This is a genomic window from Pontibacter russatus, from assembly GCF_009931655.1.
GTDB lineage: Bacteria > Bacteroidota > Bacteroidia > Cytophagales > Hymenobacteraceae > Pontibacter > Pontibacter russatus.
On sequence record NZ_CP047984.1, the window covers coordinates 1192337 to 1211039 of the forward strand.

Consider the following 18703-nt stretch of genomic DNA (forward strand, 5'->3'; position numbering starts at 1 on the left):
ACGTTAGCCACTGCACAGGCTATATATAAATGCCACCTATATAAACGCGGGCCGGAGGCCCTGTGAGAGTAGACACGAGCGGGGACGTTCGCGCCATCTACACGCTGCTTTCAAAGTGTGACAAAATCAAGCTTGGGTAACATCAGTTAATAAAGATAGCCCTGTTGAGCCGATTATATATGGCTAAGGCCCGTATTCCGTTTCCAGTCAGGATGTTTCAGGTCATATATGGCCGTAGCCGCGGGAAAACGCATACAGCCTGCGCATATCCTGCCTTATGTATTATCATCCAACAATTTACAGCGAAGCGGGCCAATAGTCCGCGATTTTCTTTCTGAGGAAAGCGACGCTTCTTTCCAACTGGTCCATGCCGTCCACGCCGTCCTCTATGCTAATCCAGCCATCGAAGCCTGCACTTTTCAACTCGCTGAAGATTGCGTCATAGTCGTTCAGCCCCTTGCCGATTTCCCCATGGCTGAGCCTTTTGGCATAGCCCACGGCCCCTTCCTCCTCTTTTTGCAGATCCTCGATGGTGCCGTATTTGAGGTAGCGGTCGCTGGCGTGCATCGTGACCACCCGCTTCGAAACCCGTTTGAGCAGTTCCAGCGGATCCTCGCCCGCCAGGAAAGTATTGCTCGGGTCATAGTTCACGCCGAAGTTAGGATGCTCCACACGGGCTACCAGTTGACAGAAAACGTCCATCTTCTGAGCGAATTCAGGGTACTCCCAGAAATCATCTTTGTAGTGATTCTCCAGTATGAGCGTGATGTTCCGATCCGCGGCATAAGGCAGGCAGGCTTCAATGCATTCCGCTGCCAGTTTTATCCCTTCTTCGGTGCTGAGTTCCGGCCGCCGCTGCCCCGACAGTACCCGGCAGTAAGTTCCTCCCAGCGCATGGGTCATATCTATCCAGTACTGCTGCTTCTGGATTTCCTTCAGCCGGAAGGCGGCATCGGGGTGGGTGAAGTCCGGCGAGCAGCACATCATGGGAATGACTTTCCCTTTGTCCTCCACCATTTTCCGGAATTTCCCCCAGTTGCGCTGGTCTTCCATTTCCAGAAAGCCGGCATACCACTCCAGGCCTTCTATATCCAGTTGGCTGGCCAGGTTTATCCACTCTTCCAAGGCCATGGACCCGTCTTTGCACAAAGCCTGCATATAGGCCTTCGGAAATGCTGCTAATCTGGGCATATGAAATTGTTTACTTTAACGTGACTCATTAATAATTCTGCCTATGCCTTTAGCTGCTGTACATCCCACTGGACTTGCTTCCTCCAAGTTCTATAGCTGGCATTGGTGCTCTCAGGCCGAGCGGCCTCGTTTTCCCTATCGGCGCTGTGTAAAGAAGCTGCCGGAGGTAGGGTCCCTCTATTCGCTCCGCTGCGGGCTGCCTCTCTGCGTTCGGCACCACATCACTTGCAAGGCGCCTCTTGGGAAAACTGGAAACGGTTTCGCCCTGAAATGACTGTTAGAGAATTATATATGGAGATATTCCCTATCTTAACAGTATTTTGCACACAAATTTCTTCACAGGTTCACGCTGCTTTACTTTACTGGTTATTCAATTCCTAAGATCCGATAACGAATACATCTTACTTGATGGTGCTGGTGTCTTTGGGTGCGTTTCGGCCAATCATGGGGTGCTGCTCCAATTCCATCACCTGTCCGCTGATGGGGCCGCACTCGTCTGACAGCCAGAACACGGCGGCTGCCGCTATCTCTTTAGGCCAGATGATTCTGCCGGACGGGGCGTACATATCCGGGAGGCTTTTGTACCAGGTTTCCGACAGGCCGTGCTCCTGCTTTCGTTTGATTTCCGTTTCTGTCAGCACCCAGCCGGGGTTGATCTGGTTCACCCGCACCCCATGATCCCGGAAAAGCGCATCGCCCAGGTTCCGGGTCATCGTCATCAGGCCTCCTTTCGAGATGCTGTAGGCCAGCAGGTTAGGCTCCCCGCTCCAGGCGTTGACGGAGCCGATGTTGAGCACATTCCCTTTGGTGGCGCTCAGGTGGGGCAAGGCCGCTTTTATCAGCAACAGGGGCGCGACGGTATTCACCGCCAGCACTTTTTGAAGGAAATCGCCATCTGTATCCTCGATATTGGAGGATGCCACCATAGCCGCATTGTTCACCACGGCGTCCAGTTTACCGAAGGCTTTCAAGGCTGCCTCCACCAGGCCCTCTGCGGTTCCCTCCTCTGCCAGATTTCCTATATATAAAGCTGCTTTCTCCGCACCGATTTCAGCCACTACTTCTTTGCCCCACTCCTCTTCCAAACCATGCACGACGACTTTTGCGCCTTCCTCCACGCAACGGAGGGCGGTGGCCTTCCCGATACCCGTGGTGCTGCCGGTGATGATGATGACTTTGTCCTGTAGCCTCATCTTATATCGGTTTTAAGACGCTTTTCACCACCTCTCCGCGGTGCATTTTCTCAAAGGCCTCCTCCCAGGAATCCAGCGGCCACACTCCCCCGATGATCGGCCGCACGTTCAGCGCGCCTGTTCCCATCAGGCCGATTACTTTTTCCCAGATGGGCCAGTTGTGGCTGAAACTTCCCTGCAGCCGCACGTTTTTCTGCACCAAGGGATCTAAAGAAAAGCCGCAGGGCTGCGGTCCCCAACCTACTTTGGTAATCTGCCCGTTGGGGCGGACCAGGTCCAGCGCCATTTTCAGCGTGACACTGCTGCCAGCCGCATCCACAATCAGATCAGCTCCCATACCGTCTCTTTCCACGGCCCATTCCCGGGCGTTCCCGATCAAAGGTTCGCAGCCATACTGCCGGGCTATCTCCAGCCTTCCTCTGTCAGCTTCCAGCCCCAGAACGGCAACATCTGCCCCGTTGAGCTTTGCGATGGCGGCGCAAAGAATCCCGATGGTGCCGGGCCCAATCACCAGCACCCTGTCGCCGGGCTTGATTTTGGAGTTCATGACCACGGCATTATAGGCAACGCAGCAGGGCTCGGTCAGGCAGGCTTCCTCAAACGGAACATGCTCGGGAATACGGTGCAGGCACCTTGCCGGTACTTTCACAAACCGTGTCATCGCGCCGTTCACCCCGTACCCGAATCCCTTCCGGGTGGGGTCCAGGTTGTAGAGCCCTACCCTGCTCATGGGGTTCTGGGCATCGATGACGGCGGCCGTTTCGCTCACCACCCTGTCCCCTTCCTGCCAGCCGGTCACCCCAGGGCCTATTTCCGCGATCCGGCCGCCAAACTCGTGGCCCAGCACCACCGGGTAGTTCACAGGCCAGCTGTGGTCGGAGGTCCACTGGTGCAGGTCACTGCCGCAGACCCCGACGTTCTCTACTTCCAGCAGCACTTCTCCCGCCCCAATCTCGGGCTTTTCAATTTCCCTGATTTCTACCGAGCCCTTTGCTTCGGCATAATTGACGACGGCAGCTGATTTTATTCCGGTTGACATGTTTTTCTATATGGGGTGTATATAAATTATCTGATGGGATATCGCCCTGGGCATGAATCGCCTCGCAAATCTTCCGGAGCGACGCCTCCAGGTTGCCGTCTGCTGTTTTGAAGGCATCCGCATCAATGGTGAGCGGCGCCCCTAACACCACCAAAGGCGCCCCGTATCCGGGGCAGGCGATGGCCTGCTCCAGGGAAAGACCGCCCACTGCCTGCACCGGCACATGCACCGCGTCCACCACTTCTTTCAGCTGATCCAGCGGGCTGGGCATGCGTTTTCCCTGGGCGGCTATTCCCCGCCTTTCATCGTATCCTATATGGTGAATCACAAAGTCGCAACCCAGGTCCTCCAGCAGCCGGGCCCCGGCCACCATGTCCGGGCAACCCAAATTATCGCCCATCACCTTGACACCGTAATCCTTGCCCGCCTGCACCACGCATTTAACGGTTTCCGCATGTGCCCGGGCCATCACCACCACATGGGTAGCCCCGGCTTTTGCCATCATTTCAGCCTCCAGGTAGCCGCCGTCCATCGTTTTCAGATCGGCGACAATCGGAATGCCCGGAAAAGCCTCCCGCAGCTTCCGGACCCCATGCAGCCCCTCCGCCAGAATTAGAGGAGTACCGGCTTCCAGCCAGTCCACACCCGCCCGCATGGCCAGCGCCGCGGTTTCCAGGGCTTCGTCGATGTTGGTAAGATCCAGTGAAATCTGAACTATGGGCTTCATAATGAGCTATAGGAGTTGAACTGCATCTGTGAAATGGAAGGAATATGCTTCTAAGCTATATAGGCAGCTATTATTCAGGCAGCGGCTTCACCAATACTTCTTTGTAATAAACCTTGCTCTCAGGGTCGTGGCCCTGGAGCGCGATGGTGCCGCTGGAGAGACGCTTGCCGATTTCGCCCTGCGCCTGCGCCAGCTCTGCCGGCTCGGTATACTCCACCACGGTTTTGTCATTTATCTTGATGGTTACCTTGTTATCCTGCACGATGATGTGCTCGGTGAACCACTCGTTGTCTTTCACGAACACCTCCCTGACGTCATCCACACCATACAGGCTGCCTGTTCTGCGCCAGTCAGTGTGCGAGTTGTTTACCTGTACCTCATAGCCCTGCGAAGGCCAGCCATCCTCCTGGTAAGCGGTATGGATGAAAATGCCGGAGTTGGAGCCAGGCGTGGTCATCACACGGGTCTTCAGCTCGAAGTTCTTGAAATCGGCGTCCTGCACCGGCCCCACGTAAAACAAATGGGCCCGGGGGCCATGCACGACAATCTTGCCATCCTCCACAGAGAAGGTAGCGGGGTTTTCGCTGGCTTTCCATCCGTCCAGGCTTTTCCCGTCGAACAGGCTGATCCAGCCATCGGAGTTCTGGCCTTGCATGGTGCCGGAACAGGAACTCAACAGGAGGAGGATGCTAAAGAACGTGACAAGGTTTTTCATATGGGTTTTCGCTGTTTTATATATGGTTTCCGATAATTCACGCATGCCGCTAAGCCGACGGTAGAGCTTGCCCTGGTTCCAGACTTTCCTGCGGTGACGCCCCTGGCCATCCGCATGAAGCTGTGCAGCATTGTCATGAATGATTTAAGTTATCTGTTTTATGCTGGAAGGCAAGGGGTTTTCTGCAAAAATTGGAATAACCTGCTGAACCAAGGCAACACTACTGCTGCGCTGAGAACCGAAAACAGAAACGGCTTGCCGAGGCACCGGTGGCTTTATGCACCCGGATCGAACAGCAGCGGGAAAAACTGCCCCTGCATCTTCTCCCCTTTCGGAACAACCGGAACGCCGTGCAGCAGTTCCTGGTCGGTGTCAGACGCAGTGCCGTCGGCAAACACGTTCAGCACAAAAGCCCTTCTGGAGTGTTCGGACTTGTTTTTGTAGGAGCCGTGTACCATCAGGGGGTGGTGAAAGGCGGCATACCCCTTTTTCATCTCCACGGGCACCGGCTTAAATGCAGCTTTTTGCTCTTCTGTCAAGTAATCCAGCACCCCTTCCATATCGCCTGCCAATTCCGGCTTGTCGAGCAGGCCCCAGCGGTGGCTCTTGGGCACGTAGTAGAGGCAGCCGTTCTCCGTGGTGGCATCGTCCAGCCCGGTCCAGCAGGTCAGGTGCTGCATGGGCGTGGTGCGGGTCCAGTAAGAGTAGTCCTGATGCCAGGCCACCACCCCACCGTGCAGGGCGGGCTTGCAGAACAGCTGATCGTGCCAGAAGCGCACCGGCCGGTTGCCCAGCAATTGGCTGGCGGCCATTACAAAAGCCGGGTTCCAGAGCACATCATGAAAGCCCGCCCCCACCCGCCAGGCCCCCAGCGCATGGAAAAGCACGGCATCCGGGTCAGACGACTCGTTGGAGTGGAACTCGTAAAAGAGGTGATGCCCCGGGTGTCCGGGGTCGGCGAGGGCCGCCAGTTCTTCGGTAAGCGTATCCACCTGCCATTCTTCCAGCATTTTGATGTTCGGCAGGTAGCCGTTCTCATGAAAGAAGCTTACCTGCTCCTCCGAGAGCCTGTACTGCTCCCATTCCGCATCGGTAAGGGGCCAGGCAAATAGTTCCGATACCAGTTTATGATACGCAGCATAGTCTCCGGATCTGCTGTCCTGGAGGGATGAGGGCTGGGTCTGTAGCATGTGATTAGGAGTTAGGTTACTGAAGTTTAGTGCTTTTTATGCACTAAGTCAAGCCCAACCCCCAGAAGCTGATGAGCCGGAGCTTACCGGCTCATGTATTTCAGAGGTCACCCTTCCATGTATCTCCGGAGAGGAGATATATGGAAGGGTAGGTGGGTTCGCTACTCCTTCAAATCATCGTCCAGTTCTTTGATGGCGATGTTGCGGAAACGGTGCGCCGCGCCGGGTGCCCAGGAGTTTAGCCCGCAGCAGTCGCCCGCGTTAGGGGAGTACAGCGCCGTCCAATGCGATTGCAGGCCGACCATGCCTTCGGTGGCACCGGTTGGGAAGTCGTTTTCAGGCTGCTGCACATCCCACATCTGCACCCCGTTTATCCAGAGCGTGACGCGCGGCACCTCGCCCACCATCCGTATCCGGAACGAGTTCCACTCACCGGGCTTCCACACTTTGTTCCGATTCTTAGCCAAGGCCACCTCGCTTACCGGCATGCGCTCCCCATATAAATTGCCCGTGCTTCCGGCCGCGTCATCCAGCTCAATCTGGTAGGCAATGCCGCTTTCGGAGGAACGGATAAAGATGCCGCCGTTGGTGAAGGAATCAATCTTGGCCTCCAGGTACAGGTCGAAATTCTTGTATTTTTTATCTGATAGCAGCACGCCGCCCTGCCCATAGGGATTCTGCCGCAGCACGATGGCGCCGCCCTCCACCCGCACATCGGGCGTGGTGCCCTGGTGGGTGGTGCGGCTGATGTGCCACCCGTTCAGGTTTTTCCCGTTGAAGATGGGTTCATATCCCTCCGGTATCTGCGCCCCCGCCACCGTATATATAAAAGTGAATAGAAGAAGCGGTATGATTTTCTTTAGCTGCATATAAATCAGATTAGCAGGGTTATATATCGCTATGGCCGGGGCTCCATCACCACCCGGAATCCGACGTCGAAGCCGTTGCCCGGACCGGCGGCGTGGGTCATATAGGTGGCGTTCTTGGCATCGCCGGTGAAGGAGGCGCCTTTGAGGACGTGGAGTTTCCCGGAGCGCGGCGGCACCGGGTCCGCGAATATTTTCCCGTTGTAGTAATCCTGCACCCACTCCCACACATTGCCAATCATATCATATATGCCCCAGGCATTCGGTTCTTTTGACCCAACTTGCCGCATGGTGGTGTCGCTGATGACGCCCCTCGCGCGGGCCTCTGCCCAGGGAATCTCGTCCTTAGCCCCGGCGCGGGCGGCGTACTCCCACTCAAACTCGGTGGGCAGGCGGTATAGATGCTTTTTGTCCAGCCTGTTCAGCTTTTTGATAAAGGCCTGCGCGTCCTCCCAGGTAATGTTCCCGACGGGGTGCTTCTTGGCGTCTCCGGCCACTTTGTCGCCCTGGAAAAAGGACGGGTTGCTGCCCATCACTTTCTCCCACTGCTCCTGCGTCACCTCGTATTTGCCTATATAGTAGGGGCGCTCCAGCTTTACCTCGAAGCCGGGCATGGCCGCTTCCGCAGCCATTTTCTCCGCCACTTTATAGGCAGAAGGAGGCAGCACCTTCCTGACCTCGCCATCAGGCCCGGGCTGGGGCGGCACGTAGGCGCTGACCGTCGGCTGGTACCGGCCCACCACCATGCTGCCCGGTTGTATCAGCACAAACTCCATCCCGGTGCTGTTGGTGACTGTCTTCTCCTGGGCCTGCAATGGCCTCTCTGCCCCTATATAAAGCGACAGCAGCAGTATGATTTTCAGTTTGGCGTGCATGGCTTTATTGTGCTTCGTCTTCTACCCAGTTCCGTTGCGTGGTGCGGTAGCCTTTATGTACTTCCAGGTACTGCATGGTGGCACCGCCGGGGATCAGTTCGGTACGCTCCCGCACCTCCTTCACCTCCTCCGGCGTGATGACCGAGGCCTTGTTGCCCAAATCGCTGCTGTTGCGCACGTAGCTGAGCACAGACGCTATCCACTCATCGCTCTGGTGTGCCATCGAGGGCATCATGTCCGGGTACTCTTTGCCGTCAATGGGTCCTTTGAGCCCGTGCAGCAGTATCTCGATGGGGAGGACTTTGTCGGTGCCCTGCAGGCGCGGCGAACCGGCAAGCGGCGGGGCCGGCATCGGGCCTCCGCCGATCTGCTTACCCTTGCCCTCCGGGCCGTGGCAGGTGGCGCACAGCTGCTTATATATGACTGCTCCCTGGGTTATCAGTTCCCGTTCCTCGGGGCTGATGTTTTTGATGCGCTCCTGCTCCGCCGCAATCCGCGCGTGCGTATCTATATAGGATTTGTAGGAGGCCTGCATCACTTCGTTGTTCGGGTTGGCGGCGAGCAAGTCTTTCACAGTGGCCTGTGCCTCCTCTGTCTTGTTCTCGCGCAGCGACAGCATCAGTTGGATGCGGACATCCGCACTCGGGTCGTCCTTCATCGTGCCGAGTTTCGCAATCACTTCCCGGTCGTTTTCATCGATATACATCTCGCTCATCCACACGGCGGTTTTCCGGATGTGCGGGTTTTCGTCGGCCAGGGCCTTGAACAGGATGTCCTTCTCCATCTCTCCCATGCCCTCCAGTGTCCACAGCGCATGGATGCGGGTGATGGGGCCCGGCTTCTCTTCCAGGGTGGCCTGCTGGCCAAGGGCTATTTTCTTTAAAGCAGGAACAACAGACTTGTCATCGCGCACCACCAGCAGCAGTTGAGCATTGTCGCGCCACCAGCCGTTCGGGTGCGCCAGGTAGGTGACGAGCTTGCTACTTGGCTGCTCCAGCATCTGTGGCCGCTCCGGGTCGCGTTTGAAATCTTCGTGTACCACTCTATATATGCGGCCCATTCCGCGGTTCTTATAGAGCTCTTTTTCCTGGATGATGCCGCCCAGGTAAGTGCCCGGCCCCGACCACTCGCTCTCCTGGATGATGCCGTGGTACATATCCACGATGTAAAAAGTGCCGTCCGGCCCGGTGTAGGTGTTGATGGGGCGAAAGTTCATGTCGGCCGACGCGAGCCAGTCCTTGCCTTCATATACATTCTGTATCTGAATCTTGCCGTCTTTGTTCACTATTTCGCCCCGCTTGATGATGTGGGCCACCGGCTCCGGTATAAAATAATCACCCACCATATCCTCGGGCATCCGGTCGCCGCGGAAGATGGACTGCCCGGCCCCGGCGGTAAAATGCTTCAGGGTGTTGTCTTCGGGCCGCAGGGCATCCGGGCCTCCCTGCGCGTCAATCGTCCCGATGATGGGCCACGGCACTGCAAAGTCCTCTGTAAACTGGTCTTTAAAATTGAGGGCGCCGTAGGCGGGCATCTGCTCGATCTGCACGGCGGGCAGCCCCGGCCCGGCCTCCGACAAGAACAGTCGGCCATAGTTATCTGTGGTGATGCCCCACTGCCCGGTCATGTTGTCGATGATGGTATCGGCCACCAGCACGCCATCCTTGTACTTGTAGCGCAGGTTGTCGCGGGTGGGGTATATCCAGTTGTTGAGGTTCCAGAGCAGGCCGCCGTTCTGGTGCTCCAGGTTGCGGAGGTCGGGCACGTTGTTCTCAAACACCATTTTCTTTTCATCCGCTTTCCCGTCTCCGTCCGTGTCGCGGTAGCTCCATATATGGCGCACGTTAGTTTCCTGCACCAGCACCTTGTCCCCGATGGGCAGCACCACGCGCGGCAACACCAGGCTGTCGACAAAGATGGTGGCCTTGTCCATGGTGCCGTCCCAGTCAGTGTCCTCCAGCAGTTTGATGCGGCTGGTGGGCTGGAACTGGTCCGTGCCCTCGTTGTCCTTCATATAGGTGTTCATCTCGGCCACATACAGCCTGCCGTTGCCGTCCCAGGCCATGGCCACCGGCTCCTGCACCATCGGCTCGCTGGCCACCAACTGTATATGGAAGCCCGGCGGGAGCACGATTTTGCGCATGCTCTCCTCCGGCGACAGCGGTGTGGAGGGCGGATTCTCGTCCACCACCACGCGCTCAAAGGTCTCTTTCTCTACTTCCGCTTCTTTCTTGGGCGAACAGTAGGTGCATAGAACCAGGGCAAAAGCAGCTACACCAAAAGTGCGCAGGCTGGTATTGGTCTTCAGGTGATACAGGTTGTTATCGGGGTGCATGGGTTTAAAGCATTAAGGTTAAGCCATATATGGCTTCTTAGTCTATCTTTTCAGATGAGGAGACAGGGCTTTTTGCCATATCTGGTAGCCCTTGTTGTTCATGTGCAGGCTGTCCTCTAAAAATATCTCCGGTTTCGGCTTTTTGTTTTTGCCCAGCATCAGGCTGTAAGTATCCACAAAGGTTGTGTGGGGTTGAGCCTTCATATAGGCGCGGATGAGTTTGTTTGCCTCCTCCATCACGGGTTTGTACTGCCACCGCGAAGGGCTCGGCTTGATGGATACGTACACGATGGGCACCTCCGGCAATTCCTGTCGAATGGACGTGAACACATCCTGGAAGCGTTCCAGCACTTCCGGCGCCTGTACCGTGCCACCAGCCAGGTCGTTCTCTCCGGAGTAAATGACAATCTGCTTCGGCTGGTATGGCAGCACAATGTCGCCGAGGTAGCGTTTTAGGTCCAGCAGGGTAGAGCCGCCGAAACCCCGGTTGATGACGGTGTGCTTCGGGAACATTTTCTGCATATCGTCCCACATCCGGAACGAGGAACTACCCACGAACAGGATAGCGTCCTTTGGCGGCATCTGCACACTGTCCTGCTGTTTGTAAGCCTGGATTTCATCCCAGAACGGCGGTTTCTCTTCCTGGGCCCGGGCCGCCGCAGGCAGCACGAGATAACATAGCAGCAGCAGGACGAGGTGTAAGGTGTTGTGTCGCTTCATCTTTTTTGTTTTAGTTTCTTTGACTTTATATATAGGTATAACGGTGAAAACGCGCTTTCCCTACAATTTATACATAAACAGCCAGAAACGTTTACTTCAGGTGCGGGCTTTCGAAACCCAGCTTCTTTAAACCGGCCTGCACTTCCGGGGCGCTCATAAACAAATCCCACAGCAGCCCGGTGCGGCCATTCTCAATCATCACCGGAATCGGCCCCTGGTCGATGCCAAGGTAGCGCGGGAGGTACCAATCCTTCTCCTCCGAGAAAGCATCGTAGAATCCGTACTCCCCCCACAGTTTGTCTCCCATGTCTTCGTACAGGTGGCGGATCACGCGCATGGATTCCTCGGGCGCGTAGGGATAGGACGACAGGGCCGCTGTCGGGGCGATAACTCCGAGGTCGTGTTTGGGGCTGTGGCCGGCGTAGCCTTCCGGCGAGTAGCTGGAGGTCAGGCCCCAGGTGTCTTTTCCGTAGCCTTCGAAGTTCTTGGGGTTATCTACGGCGTATTCGTATTGGATCATCGTGTGGTTCTGGTTGAGCTTCCAGTAATCAGCATACTTATCCTTCAGTCCGCGCGGGTCCAGGCCCAGGTACGAATAGTGCGCCCAGAACATCGGCCCCACCGTCCCTTCGTGGCCATTGTGACTCAGCACCACCTCACGCCCATAGGTTTTCGCATCAGAGGTGATTTTGCCGTTCTGCGCCCAACCCTCGTGGTATACCTCGGCGGGCACCCCGTGCGTGGGCGAGGCGGCAGCCAGCACGTACATGATCAGGGCCTCGTTGTAACCCGTCACCGGGAAATTCATTTCCCAGGCGTAGTCCGGGCTCCAGTGCCAGTACAGCACGTTCTGCCCGTCTTTTCGGTACCAGTCCCACTCCACTTCCTTCCAGAGCTTGTCTATCTGGGCAGCCAATGCCTTCTCCTCCGCAGTACCGTCCTGCAGATACTGCCGCACAGTAAGCAAGCCCTGCACGAGGAAGGCTGTCTCCACCAAATCACCCCCGTTGTCCTTCTGCCCGAAGGGCTTTACTTTGCCCGTCTCGCCCTCTATCCAGTGCGGCCAGGCACCGTGGAAGCGATCGGCCTTTTCGAGGTAGTCCACCATTTTCTGCAGGCGCTCCACCCCTTCCTCCCGTGTAATAAACCCACGTTCCATGCCGACGATGAGAGCCATCAGGCCAAAACCGGTGGCTCCCGTGGTCACGACGTTGCGGTCATTCGAAGGGTATACATTGTCCATGTGGATTCGCTCCCGGGCATGGCCGGACGTGGGCTCTGCGCCGTTCCAGAAATACTGAAACGTCTTTTCCTGCACCAAGGTCAGGAGTTCCTCGTCGCTGAGGCTGTCTTCTGCCGTAGTGGCAGTGGGTGCGGTGGCAACGGTGGTTGTCTCGGTTTCAGAGGGATTCTGGCAGCCGAACAGGCTGGCCAGCGGCAAAACTATAAGCGGGATTAATTTACGTTTCATTGTTTCTATATCTTTTTCTGATATCCTGTTTATATATGAGGCACTCGCGCACCCGCTAATGCAGGTAAACGCCAAGCACCTTAGAGGCACCTGCTCCGGTGAGTTTCAGCATATATTCGCCTGGCAGCGCGTCGGCTCCGAACGTAACCGCCTGTAGGCCGCTGCCCTAGCTCTCGCTGTCCCATAGCGTCAGGGCGGTGCTGCCGTCTTTGTTCAGCAGCAGCAGGGTGTAGATGCCGGCCTCTTTCGTAGCCACCTCCACGCGATAGGCGTTCAGGTCCGGATGCTTCAGCAGGTCTACCCAGCCTTTCTGTATATCGGCCACCACCAGCGGAAAGCCTGTTTTATATACCGGCTCCCGGATGTTCAGTTTCGCCAGCCCCGCCTGTATCTCCGGCAAATCGGTGAACAGGCTCCAGAGCAGGCCGCTGCGGTAATTCTCCAGCATCGCCACAACCGGTCCCTGGTCAATGGCCAGGTGGTCGGGGGAAGTCCAGTTGCGGGCTTTGTTATGGGCGTCTTTCAAACCATATTCCCCGATAAGCTGAGGCCCCAGCGCGTTATAAAAATGGCGCAGCGCCTGCATGCTGTAGTAGGGTGTGTAAGGAAAAGAACCTAAAGCCGCCGTGGGCGCCACCGTGCCGTTGTCGTTGCCGGGGTGATGGGCCATATAGCCTTCCGGATCGTCGGAGGCGGTGAGGCCCCAGAAGCCCTCCGAGTAGCGGTAATCTTTAGGAGCGGAGAGGAGGCAGTAAGAGCGGTTGGCCATGGTGTGGTTCAGGTTCTGCAGCCAGTAATTGGTGTAGGCATCCTCCATTTGCCGCGGATCCAGGCTAAGGAAAGAATAATGGGCGAAGAACAGCGGACCGCCGTAGGTCGGCCCCATGTTGAGTATATACCCCTCATAGTTCATCGGGAAGCCAAAACTGGGCTGCACCCAAGCCTTTTGGTACACCTCCGCCCCGATAGGGTGTGTGGGAGAGGAAAGCGCCAGCACGTATGTAATAAGCGCCTCATTCCAGCCGCGGATGGGCATGTTCATCTCCCAGGCATAATCCGGGCTCCAGTGCCAATACAGCAGGCCGTCGCCCCTGGAGGCATACCAGTCCCACTCCACCGTTTCCCACAGTTCCGTAATCCTCTGCCGTAGCGCTGCCTCTTCGCCTGCTCCGTCAAAATAGGCACGTGCAGTCAGCAGGCCGTTTATCAGGAAGGAAGTTTCTACCAAATCGCCCCCGTTGTCTTTGGCGCTGAAAGCGATGGCCCTGCCGGTGCTGCCGTTCATCCAGTGGCTCCAGGCCCCGTGGAAGCGGTCGGCGGCGCTTAGAAAGTCAGTCAGTTTGTGTAGCCGCTCCACCGCCTGTTCCCGCGTTATCCAGCCACGGTGTACCGCCACGATAATCGCCTGCACCCCAAAGCCTGTTCCCCCGCTTGTCACGATGTCCCCGGACCCGGTTCGCTCGCGGGCCATGCCGGAAGCCGGGTGGGCGTAATCCCAGAAATACCGGTACGTGCTCTCCTGCACCTTGTCCAGCAGTTCCCTGTCGGCAGCGGTTGAGGTGGGAACTGTGGGGGCGTCAGGTGTTGCATTTCCAGGCGTTGGCCGGGTCACCTTGTCGTCGTCACAGGACAGCAGCGTGCAGAGCAGCAGGATGAAGCCGTACCAAAGCTGTTTTTGTTTCATCCACACAGGAAACAGGGGTTTAAAGTATGGAGCCTCTGGCTCCATACTTTATATATGAATTAATAGCCGGGGTTCTGGGTAAGCACGCCCTCGCTCAGGCTTATCTGCTGCTGCGGGATGGGCATCACCTCGTTCACGCCATCCTTAAATTGCTTGCCCTGCGCGCGCAGCACCTCACCTGCCCGGCCCTGGCGCACCAGGTCGAAGAAGCGGTCTCCGTTCTCCAGGGCCAGTTCCACGCGGCGCTCATGCCAAATGATGTTCCGCAGCTCCTCCTGTGTGGCAGACGCAATCGGCTCAAGCCCGGCCCTTTCGCGCACCCTGTTCACCGACTCCAGCGCTTCCTCTATCATCCCCAGTTCGTTGGCCGCCTCCGCGTGCATCAGCAACACCTCGGCAAAGCGCAGGATGCGGATGTTCTGGTCTTTGGCATAACCGCACTCCGTTGTGACCGAACCCGGCACATAGGCCTTCTGGTTATAGCGTGGGTTGGGGACTGTCTCTTTTATTTTGTCACCGGCCGGCGTCACCTCTCCGCGGAAGAGGATAGTTGCTTCCATGCGCTCATCCCCTTCTTCAAAGGCGTTCACAAGGTCCTCGGTCGGCTCCACAAAGCCCCATCCGAACTGCTCCCGCACGCCCTGCACCTCGGCCCATTGGCTGTTGGAGGCCCCGCAGTTGCCGGGGATGGTCATGGCCTGTATCTCGAAGATGGACTCGATGTTGTTCTCCCCGGAAAGCGTGAAGATATCTGCATAACTTGGCGTCAGCGAGTAGCCCATGCTCATTACTTGTTCCGTCAGGTTCAGCACCTCCTGCCAGTTCTCCTGGTAGAGTTGCACCTTGGCCAGCATCCCCAGCGCAGCTCCCTTGGTGGCACGGCCCACGTTGGCCGCATCGTAACTGACGGGCAGCACTGCCGCGGCCTCCTGCAGGTCGCTGATGATAAAGTTATAAACCTCTTCTTTAGTTGCTCTCGGCGGGTTGGCCTCTTCCAGCGTCTCTGGCAATTTCGAGACAATCGGCACGCCGCCGAATACCCGCACCAGGTTGAAGTAGTGGTAGGCCCGGATAAACTTGGCCTCGGCCAGCAGGCGTGCTTTCAATTGCTCGTCCATCTCTATATCCGGCACATTCGCCAGCACCTGGTTTGTGAGGTTAATCCCCTGGTACTGCCCCACCCAAAAGCCGTTCAGTTGACCTTCGGTGGAGGTCACGGTAAAGTCATCGAAATCATCCAAGAAGCCGGCATCGCCGGGCACGCTTCCCTTTTCAGCGTTATCAGAAGTAATGGTGCTGACAGCCAGCCAGGCGAATGCGATGTTGTTCCACTCCCGCAGGTTGCCGTACATGGAGTTCACTGCCTCTAAAGCGTCCTGCTGCGAGTTAAAAAAGTCAGAAGCGCGCCCGCTGCCCTCCGGCTCTACGTCCAGAAACGAGTCATCGCAGGCACCCAAACCACCCAAAGCAAGCGCACACACCAACACCAGCGACCGACGTTTTGTGTTATAGAATATATTTTTCATATATAACTTCATTCTGTTTCATTAAAAAGTTACGTTCACACCCAAGTTGTAAGTAGCCGAGAGCGGGTACACGTTTGAGTCGATACCCGCGTTGAGCGGGCTGCCCCCTACTTCCGGTGAGAAGCCGTTGTAATCGAAGATGGTAACGGGGTTCTGCGCGTTCAGGAAAATTCGGGCGGTCTGCATGCTCCACTTGCCCACCAGGTCGGTAGGGAGGTTATAACCCAGCTGCAGGTTCCGGAGCCGGATATAATCCCCTTTCTCCACGTACCAGCTGTTCACATCCAGGTTGGAGCCAGCCAGGTTGGCAGATGGGTACGTGTTGGAGGTACCCGCCCCATGCCAGCGGTTCTCGAAGAAATCTGCATCGTAGTTCTCGTTACCAAAACGGACGTTGCGGTTGGCGTTGTATATATCCACATCCGCCACCCCCTGAATATCTACCTGCAGGTCGAAGTTCTTGTACCTGAAACCGGTGTTGATGCCGTAGAAGTAGCCAGGGTTCGGGTTGCCCAGTATCACTTTATCCAGGCTGTTGATGAGGCCATCGTTGTTCTGATCTCTGTAGATGAAGTCGCCGGGCTTCGCACCTGGCTGTGCAGAGCCCGCCACATCCCCCTCTGTCTGGAAAATGCCGTCTACCACGTACCCATAGAAAGAGCCAATCGGGTCGCCGATGCGGGAGACAGAGGCCAGGTTGCCGGCCACGCCTACACCACCCGAAAAGAGTTCGTTGTTACCTGTCGCGAGCGCGGTCACCTCATTTCTGTTTGTTGAGAAATTCACCCCCACGTTGTAACTGAAATCAGTTCCGGCTTCATCCTCCCAGCCAGCGACAAACTCAAATCCTGTGTTGCGGAAGTCAGCAAAATTGCCCCGGAGAACGCCACTGGAATACCCTTGTGTACCGAGTTGTGGCGCATCAAAAATGGCATCCTTCGTCTCTTTGTTGTACCAGTCAGCCTCCAGGGTCAGGCGGTAATCCAGAAAGGCCATCTCCACGCCTATATCCGTCTCGTTCACAACTTCCCAGAGGAGCCTGGGAGGCACTGCTGTCGTTATGTTTCTTCCAACGTAGGGAGTATTACTGAAGATAGCCGCATAACGTGGGTCATTATTGACGGGTACGATGAAGAGCCCGGTTGGAACCCCCTCGTTCCCCAGTTTTCCCCAGCTGGCTCTCAGTTTCAGGTTATTAAAAATCGTCTGGGTGCTCATGAATGGCTCTTCCGTCACAATCCAGCCCAGCCCGATGGAAGGGAAGTAATCCCAGCGCTCGTCTGCGGGGAACTTAGAGGAGGCGTCGTAGCGCAGCGTGCCCGTGAACAGGTAGCGATTTTTGAAGCTGTAGTTTACCCGTCCGAAGTAGGACAGGAAGGTAAACCTGTCGCCCCTGTTCTCAATAAAGAATGTCTCTGGGTCGCCCAGGCTCAGGTACAGGTTTGCCTCCGATTCAAAAGGCACGTCGTTGGCCCTTCCCAGGAAAAGCTCCTCCCGGTCTTCCTGGGCAGATGTACCCAGCAATGCCGTCACCTCATGGTCGCCAAAAGTCTTGTCGTAGGTCAGGGTGTTCTCAATCAGCCAGCTGGACGATTTGGTCCTGGACTTGTTGAGCAGGCTGCGCTCAGCAAACTGTATTGTCGTCAGGGAGTCCTGCGATACGTAGTTCCGGTACTCGTTGATGCCGTAGTTGAGGCCCAGGCTAGTGCGGAAGGTAAAGTTCTCCAGGAATTGCACCTCCCCGAAAACGTTGCCCGTCATCTGCTGCCCGCCCGATGTCTGGTTGAACCAATCGAGAGTCGCCTGGGGGTTGGCAAAGTTGCCCACACCTATATCAGCCGGATCGCCGTAGTTGCCATCCGGCCTGAAAACAGGGAGAACGGGAGGCGCCACATAGGACTGGTAGAAAATGCCACCCGGTATATCCTTGGAATCGTAGTTGTAAAAAATGCCGCTGTAGCCTACCTTTATATTGTCAGTGATGTTTAGGTCCGTCTGCAGGCGGGCTGTTATGCGTTCGTAGTCATGGCCTTCCACAATGCCCTGCTGATTCAGGTAGCCCGCGCTGGCGCTGTAGGTCACTTTCTCGCTACCGCCGGACACAGATACCTGGTGGTTGTGAATTTTGGCGGTGCGCAACACCTGGTCATACCAATCGGTGGAGGGGGCATTTGGGTCAACCAACTCTGAACCCACCTTTTCATTGACAAGCGTGGCATACTGCCGGGCGTTCGCCATCTCCAGTTTGTTCGTCACGCGCTGAATTCCCACAAAGCCGTTGTAGTTGACGCGCATATCTCCGGCCGCTCCGCGCTTGGTAGTCACCAGCACCACCCCGTTGGCAGCCCGCACGCCATATATGGCCGCGCTGGAGGCATCCTTCAAAACCTCCATCGACGCAATGTCTGCCGGGTTCAGGAAGCTCAGGTCATCCACAAAGGTACCGTCCACCACATAGAGCGGTTCCACTTTGCCATAGGCCGAGCCCGTACCCCGGATGCGCACCTGCGGCGAGGCTCCCGGCGCGCCGGAGTTGGTTATCTGCACGCCGGCCACTTTGCCCTGCATGGCGCTCACCGGGTTCTGAGAAGCCTGCCGGGCTATCTCCTCCCCTTCCACAGATGAGATGGAGCCGGTTATATCGCGCTTCTCCTGCGTACCGTAGCCCACTACCACCACCTGCTCCAACTGCTGGGCCGAAGTCCCCAGTTGAATCTCGATTGTAGTCTGTCCGTTAATGGGCGTCTCTGTCCGTTCGTAGCCGAGGTAATCCACCACCAGCGTTCCGGTGGGCGGAGCCGTAATTGTAAAATTTCCAGTCGCGTCTGTCTGCGTGCCGAGGGTTGTCCCCTTCACGGCCACCCCGGCGCCGATGAGGGGATCGCCGGTCGCTGCATCCGTCACGGTGCCCTGCACCGTTATGTCACCCTGGGCATACAGCGAACCAACATTCAGCAGACACATCCACAGTAGTAAAATGTATTTCTTCATAAGCTGTTTTATTATATATAGGTAGTAGGTTGAGTGTCAAATCTCCGGATAAAAGCGGGCGGCGGCAAAAAAGCCACCTCTACAAAGCCACATCAGGGTGAATATTCTGCGGCAGCGGCGTGTGAGCAAGCACTTTGAAACCGTGGTGTAGGTTATTGGATTGCCCTTTCATATATACGC

Annotated in this window: 14 protein-coding genes; all 14 read right to left on the reverse strand. The window is 56.6% G+C overall.

Annotated features, from left to right (window positions below; all coding sequences use genetic code 11):
• Nucleotides 1-297: 297 nt before the first annotated feature.
• Nucleotides 298-1191: a sugar phosphate isomerase/epimerase family protein gene (locus tag GSQ62_RS04935; RefSeq protein ID WP_161888475.1), complete on the reverse strand. Its 894-nt coding sequence runs from the start codon at nt 1189-1191 to the stop codon at nt 298-300.
• Between the two features lie 401 nt (nt 1192-1592).
• Nucleotides 1593-2384: an SDR family NAD(P)-dependent oxidoreductase gene (locus tag GSQ62_RS04940; RefSeq protein ID WP_161888476.1), complete on the reverse strand. Its 792-nt coding sequence runs from the start codon at nt 2382-2384 to the stop codon at nt 1593-1595.
• Nucleotide 2385: 1 nt separating this feature from the next.
• Nucleotides 2386-3423 carry a zinc-binding dehydrogenase gene (locus tag GSQ62_RS04945; protein WP_161888477.1) on the reverse strand — a complete coding sequence of 346 codons (1038 nt, stop codon included), beginning with the start codon at nt 3421-3423 and terminating at the stop codon, nt 2386-2388.
• The gene (locus GSQ62_RS04950) at nt 3347-4150 is read right to left on the reverse strand and encodes an orotidine 5'-phosphate decarboxylase / HUMPS family protein (protein WP_237586992.1); all 804 of its coding nucleotides are present in this window, start codon (nt 4148-4150) and stop codon (nt 3347-3349) included. Before GSQ62_RS04950 ends, GSQ62_RS04945 begins: the two co-directional genes overlap by 77 nt.
• A 70-nt stretch (nt 4151-4220) precedes the next feature.
• Entirely contained in the window at nt 4221-4865 is a 645-nt protein-coding gene (locus tag GSQ62_RS04955; protein ID WP_161888478.1) for a 3-keto-disaccharide hydrolase, read from the reverse strand.
• 275 nt (nt 4866-5140) lie between these two features.
• Nucleotides 5141-6055: a phytanoyl-CoA dioxygenase family protein gene (locus GSQ62_RS04960; protein WP_161888479.1), complete on the reverse strand. Its 915-nt coding sequence runs from the start codon at nt 6053-6055 to the stop codon at nt 5141-5143.
• A gap of 161 nt (nt 6056-6216) precedes the next feature.
• Nucleotides 6217-6924, reverse strand: a complete 708-nt coding sequence (locus GSQ62_RS04965) for a 3-keto-disaccharide hydrolase (RefSeq protein WP_161888480.1) — start codon at nt 6922-6924, stop codon at nt 6217-6219.
• Nucleotides 6925-6953: 29 nt separating this feature from the next.
• A complete protein-coding gene (locus GSQ62_RS04970) occupies nt 6954-7796 on the reverse strand; it encodes a formylglycine-generating enzyme family protein (RefSeq protein ID WP_161888481.1) in 843 nt (280 codons plus the stop codon).
• A 4-nt stretch (nt 7797-7800) separates the two neighbouring features.
• Nucleotides 7801-10131, reverse strand: coding sequence for a DUF7133 domain-containing protein (locus GSQ62_RS04975; RefSeq protein WP_161888482.1), 2331 nt, complete (start codon nt 10129-10131; stop codon nt 7801-7803).
• Between the two features lie 42 nt (nt 10132-10173).
• The gene (locus GSQ62_RS04980; protein ID WP_161888483.1) at nt 10174-10851 is read right to left on the reverse strand and encodes an SGNH/GDSL hydrolase family protein; all 678 of its coding nucleotides are present in this window, start codon (nt 10849-10851) and stop codon (nt 10174-10176) included.
• A gap of 91 nt (nt 10852-10942) precedes the next feature.
• Nucleotides 10943-12322 carry a glucoamylase family protein gene (locus tag GSQ62_RS04985; RefSeq protein ID WP_161888484.1) on the reverse strand — a complete coding sequence of 460 codons (1380 nt, stop codon included), beginning with the start codon at nt 12320-12322 and terminating at the stop codon, nt 10943-10945.
• A gap of 166 nt (nt 12323-12488) precedes the next feature.
• Nucleotides 12489-14006: a glucoamylase family protein gene (locus GSQ62_RS04990; RefSeq protein ID WP_161888485.1), complete on the reverse strand. Its 1518-nt coding sequence runs from the start codon at nt 14004-14006 to the stop codon at nt 12489-12491.
• A gap of 59 nt (nt 14007-14065) precedes the next feature.
• A complete protein-coding gene (locus tag GSQ62_RS04995) occupies nt 14066-15532 on the reverse strand; it encodes a RagB/SusD family nutrient uptake outer membrane protein (RefSeq protein ID WP_161888486.1) in 1467 nt (488 codons plus the stop codon).
• Between the two features lie 21 nt (nt 15533-15553).
• On the reverse strand, nt 15554-18523 hold the full coding sequence (locus GSQ62_RS05000; protein WP_161888487.1) for a SusC/RagA family TonB-linked outer membrane protein: 2970 nt from the start codon (nt 18521-18523) through the stop codon (nt 15554-15556).
• Nucleotides 18524-18703: the final 180 nt, after the last annotated feature.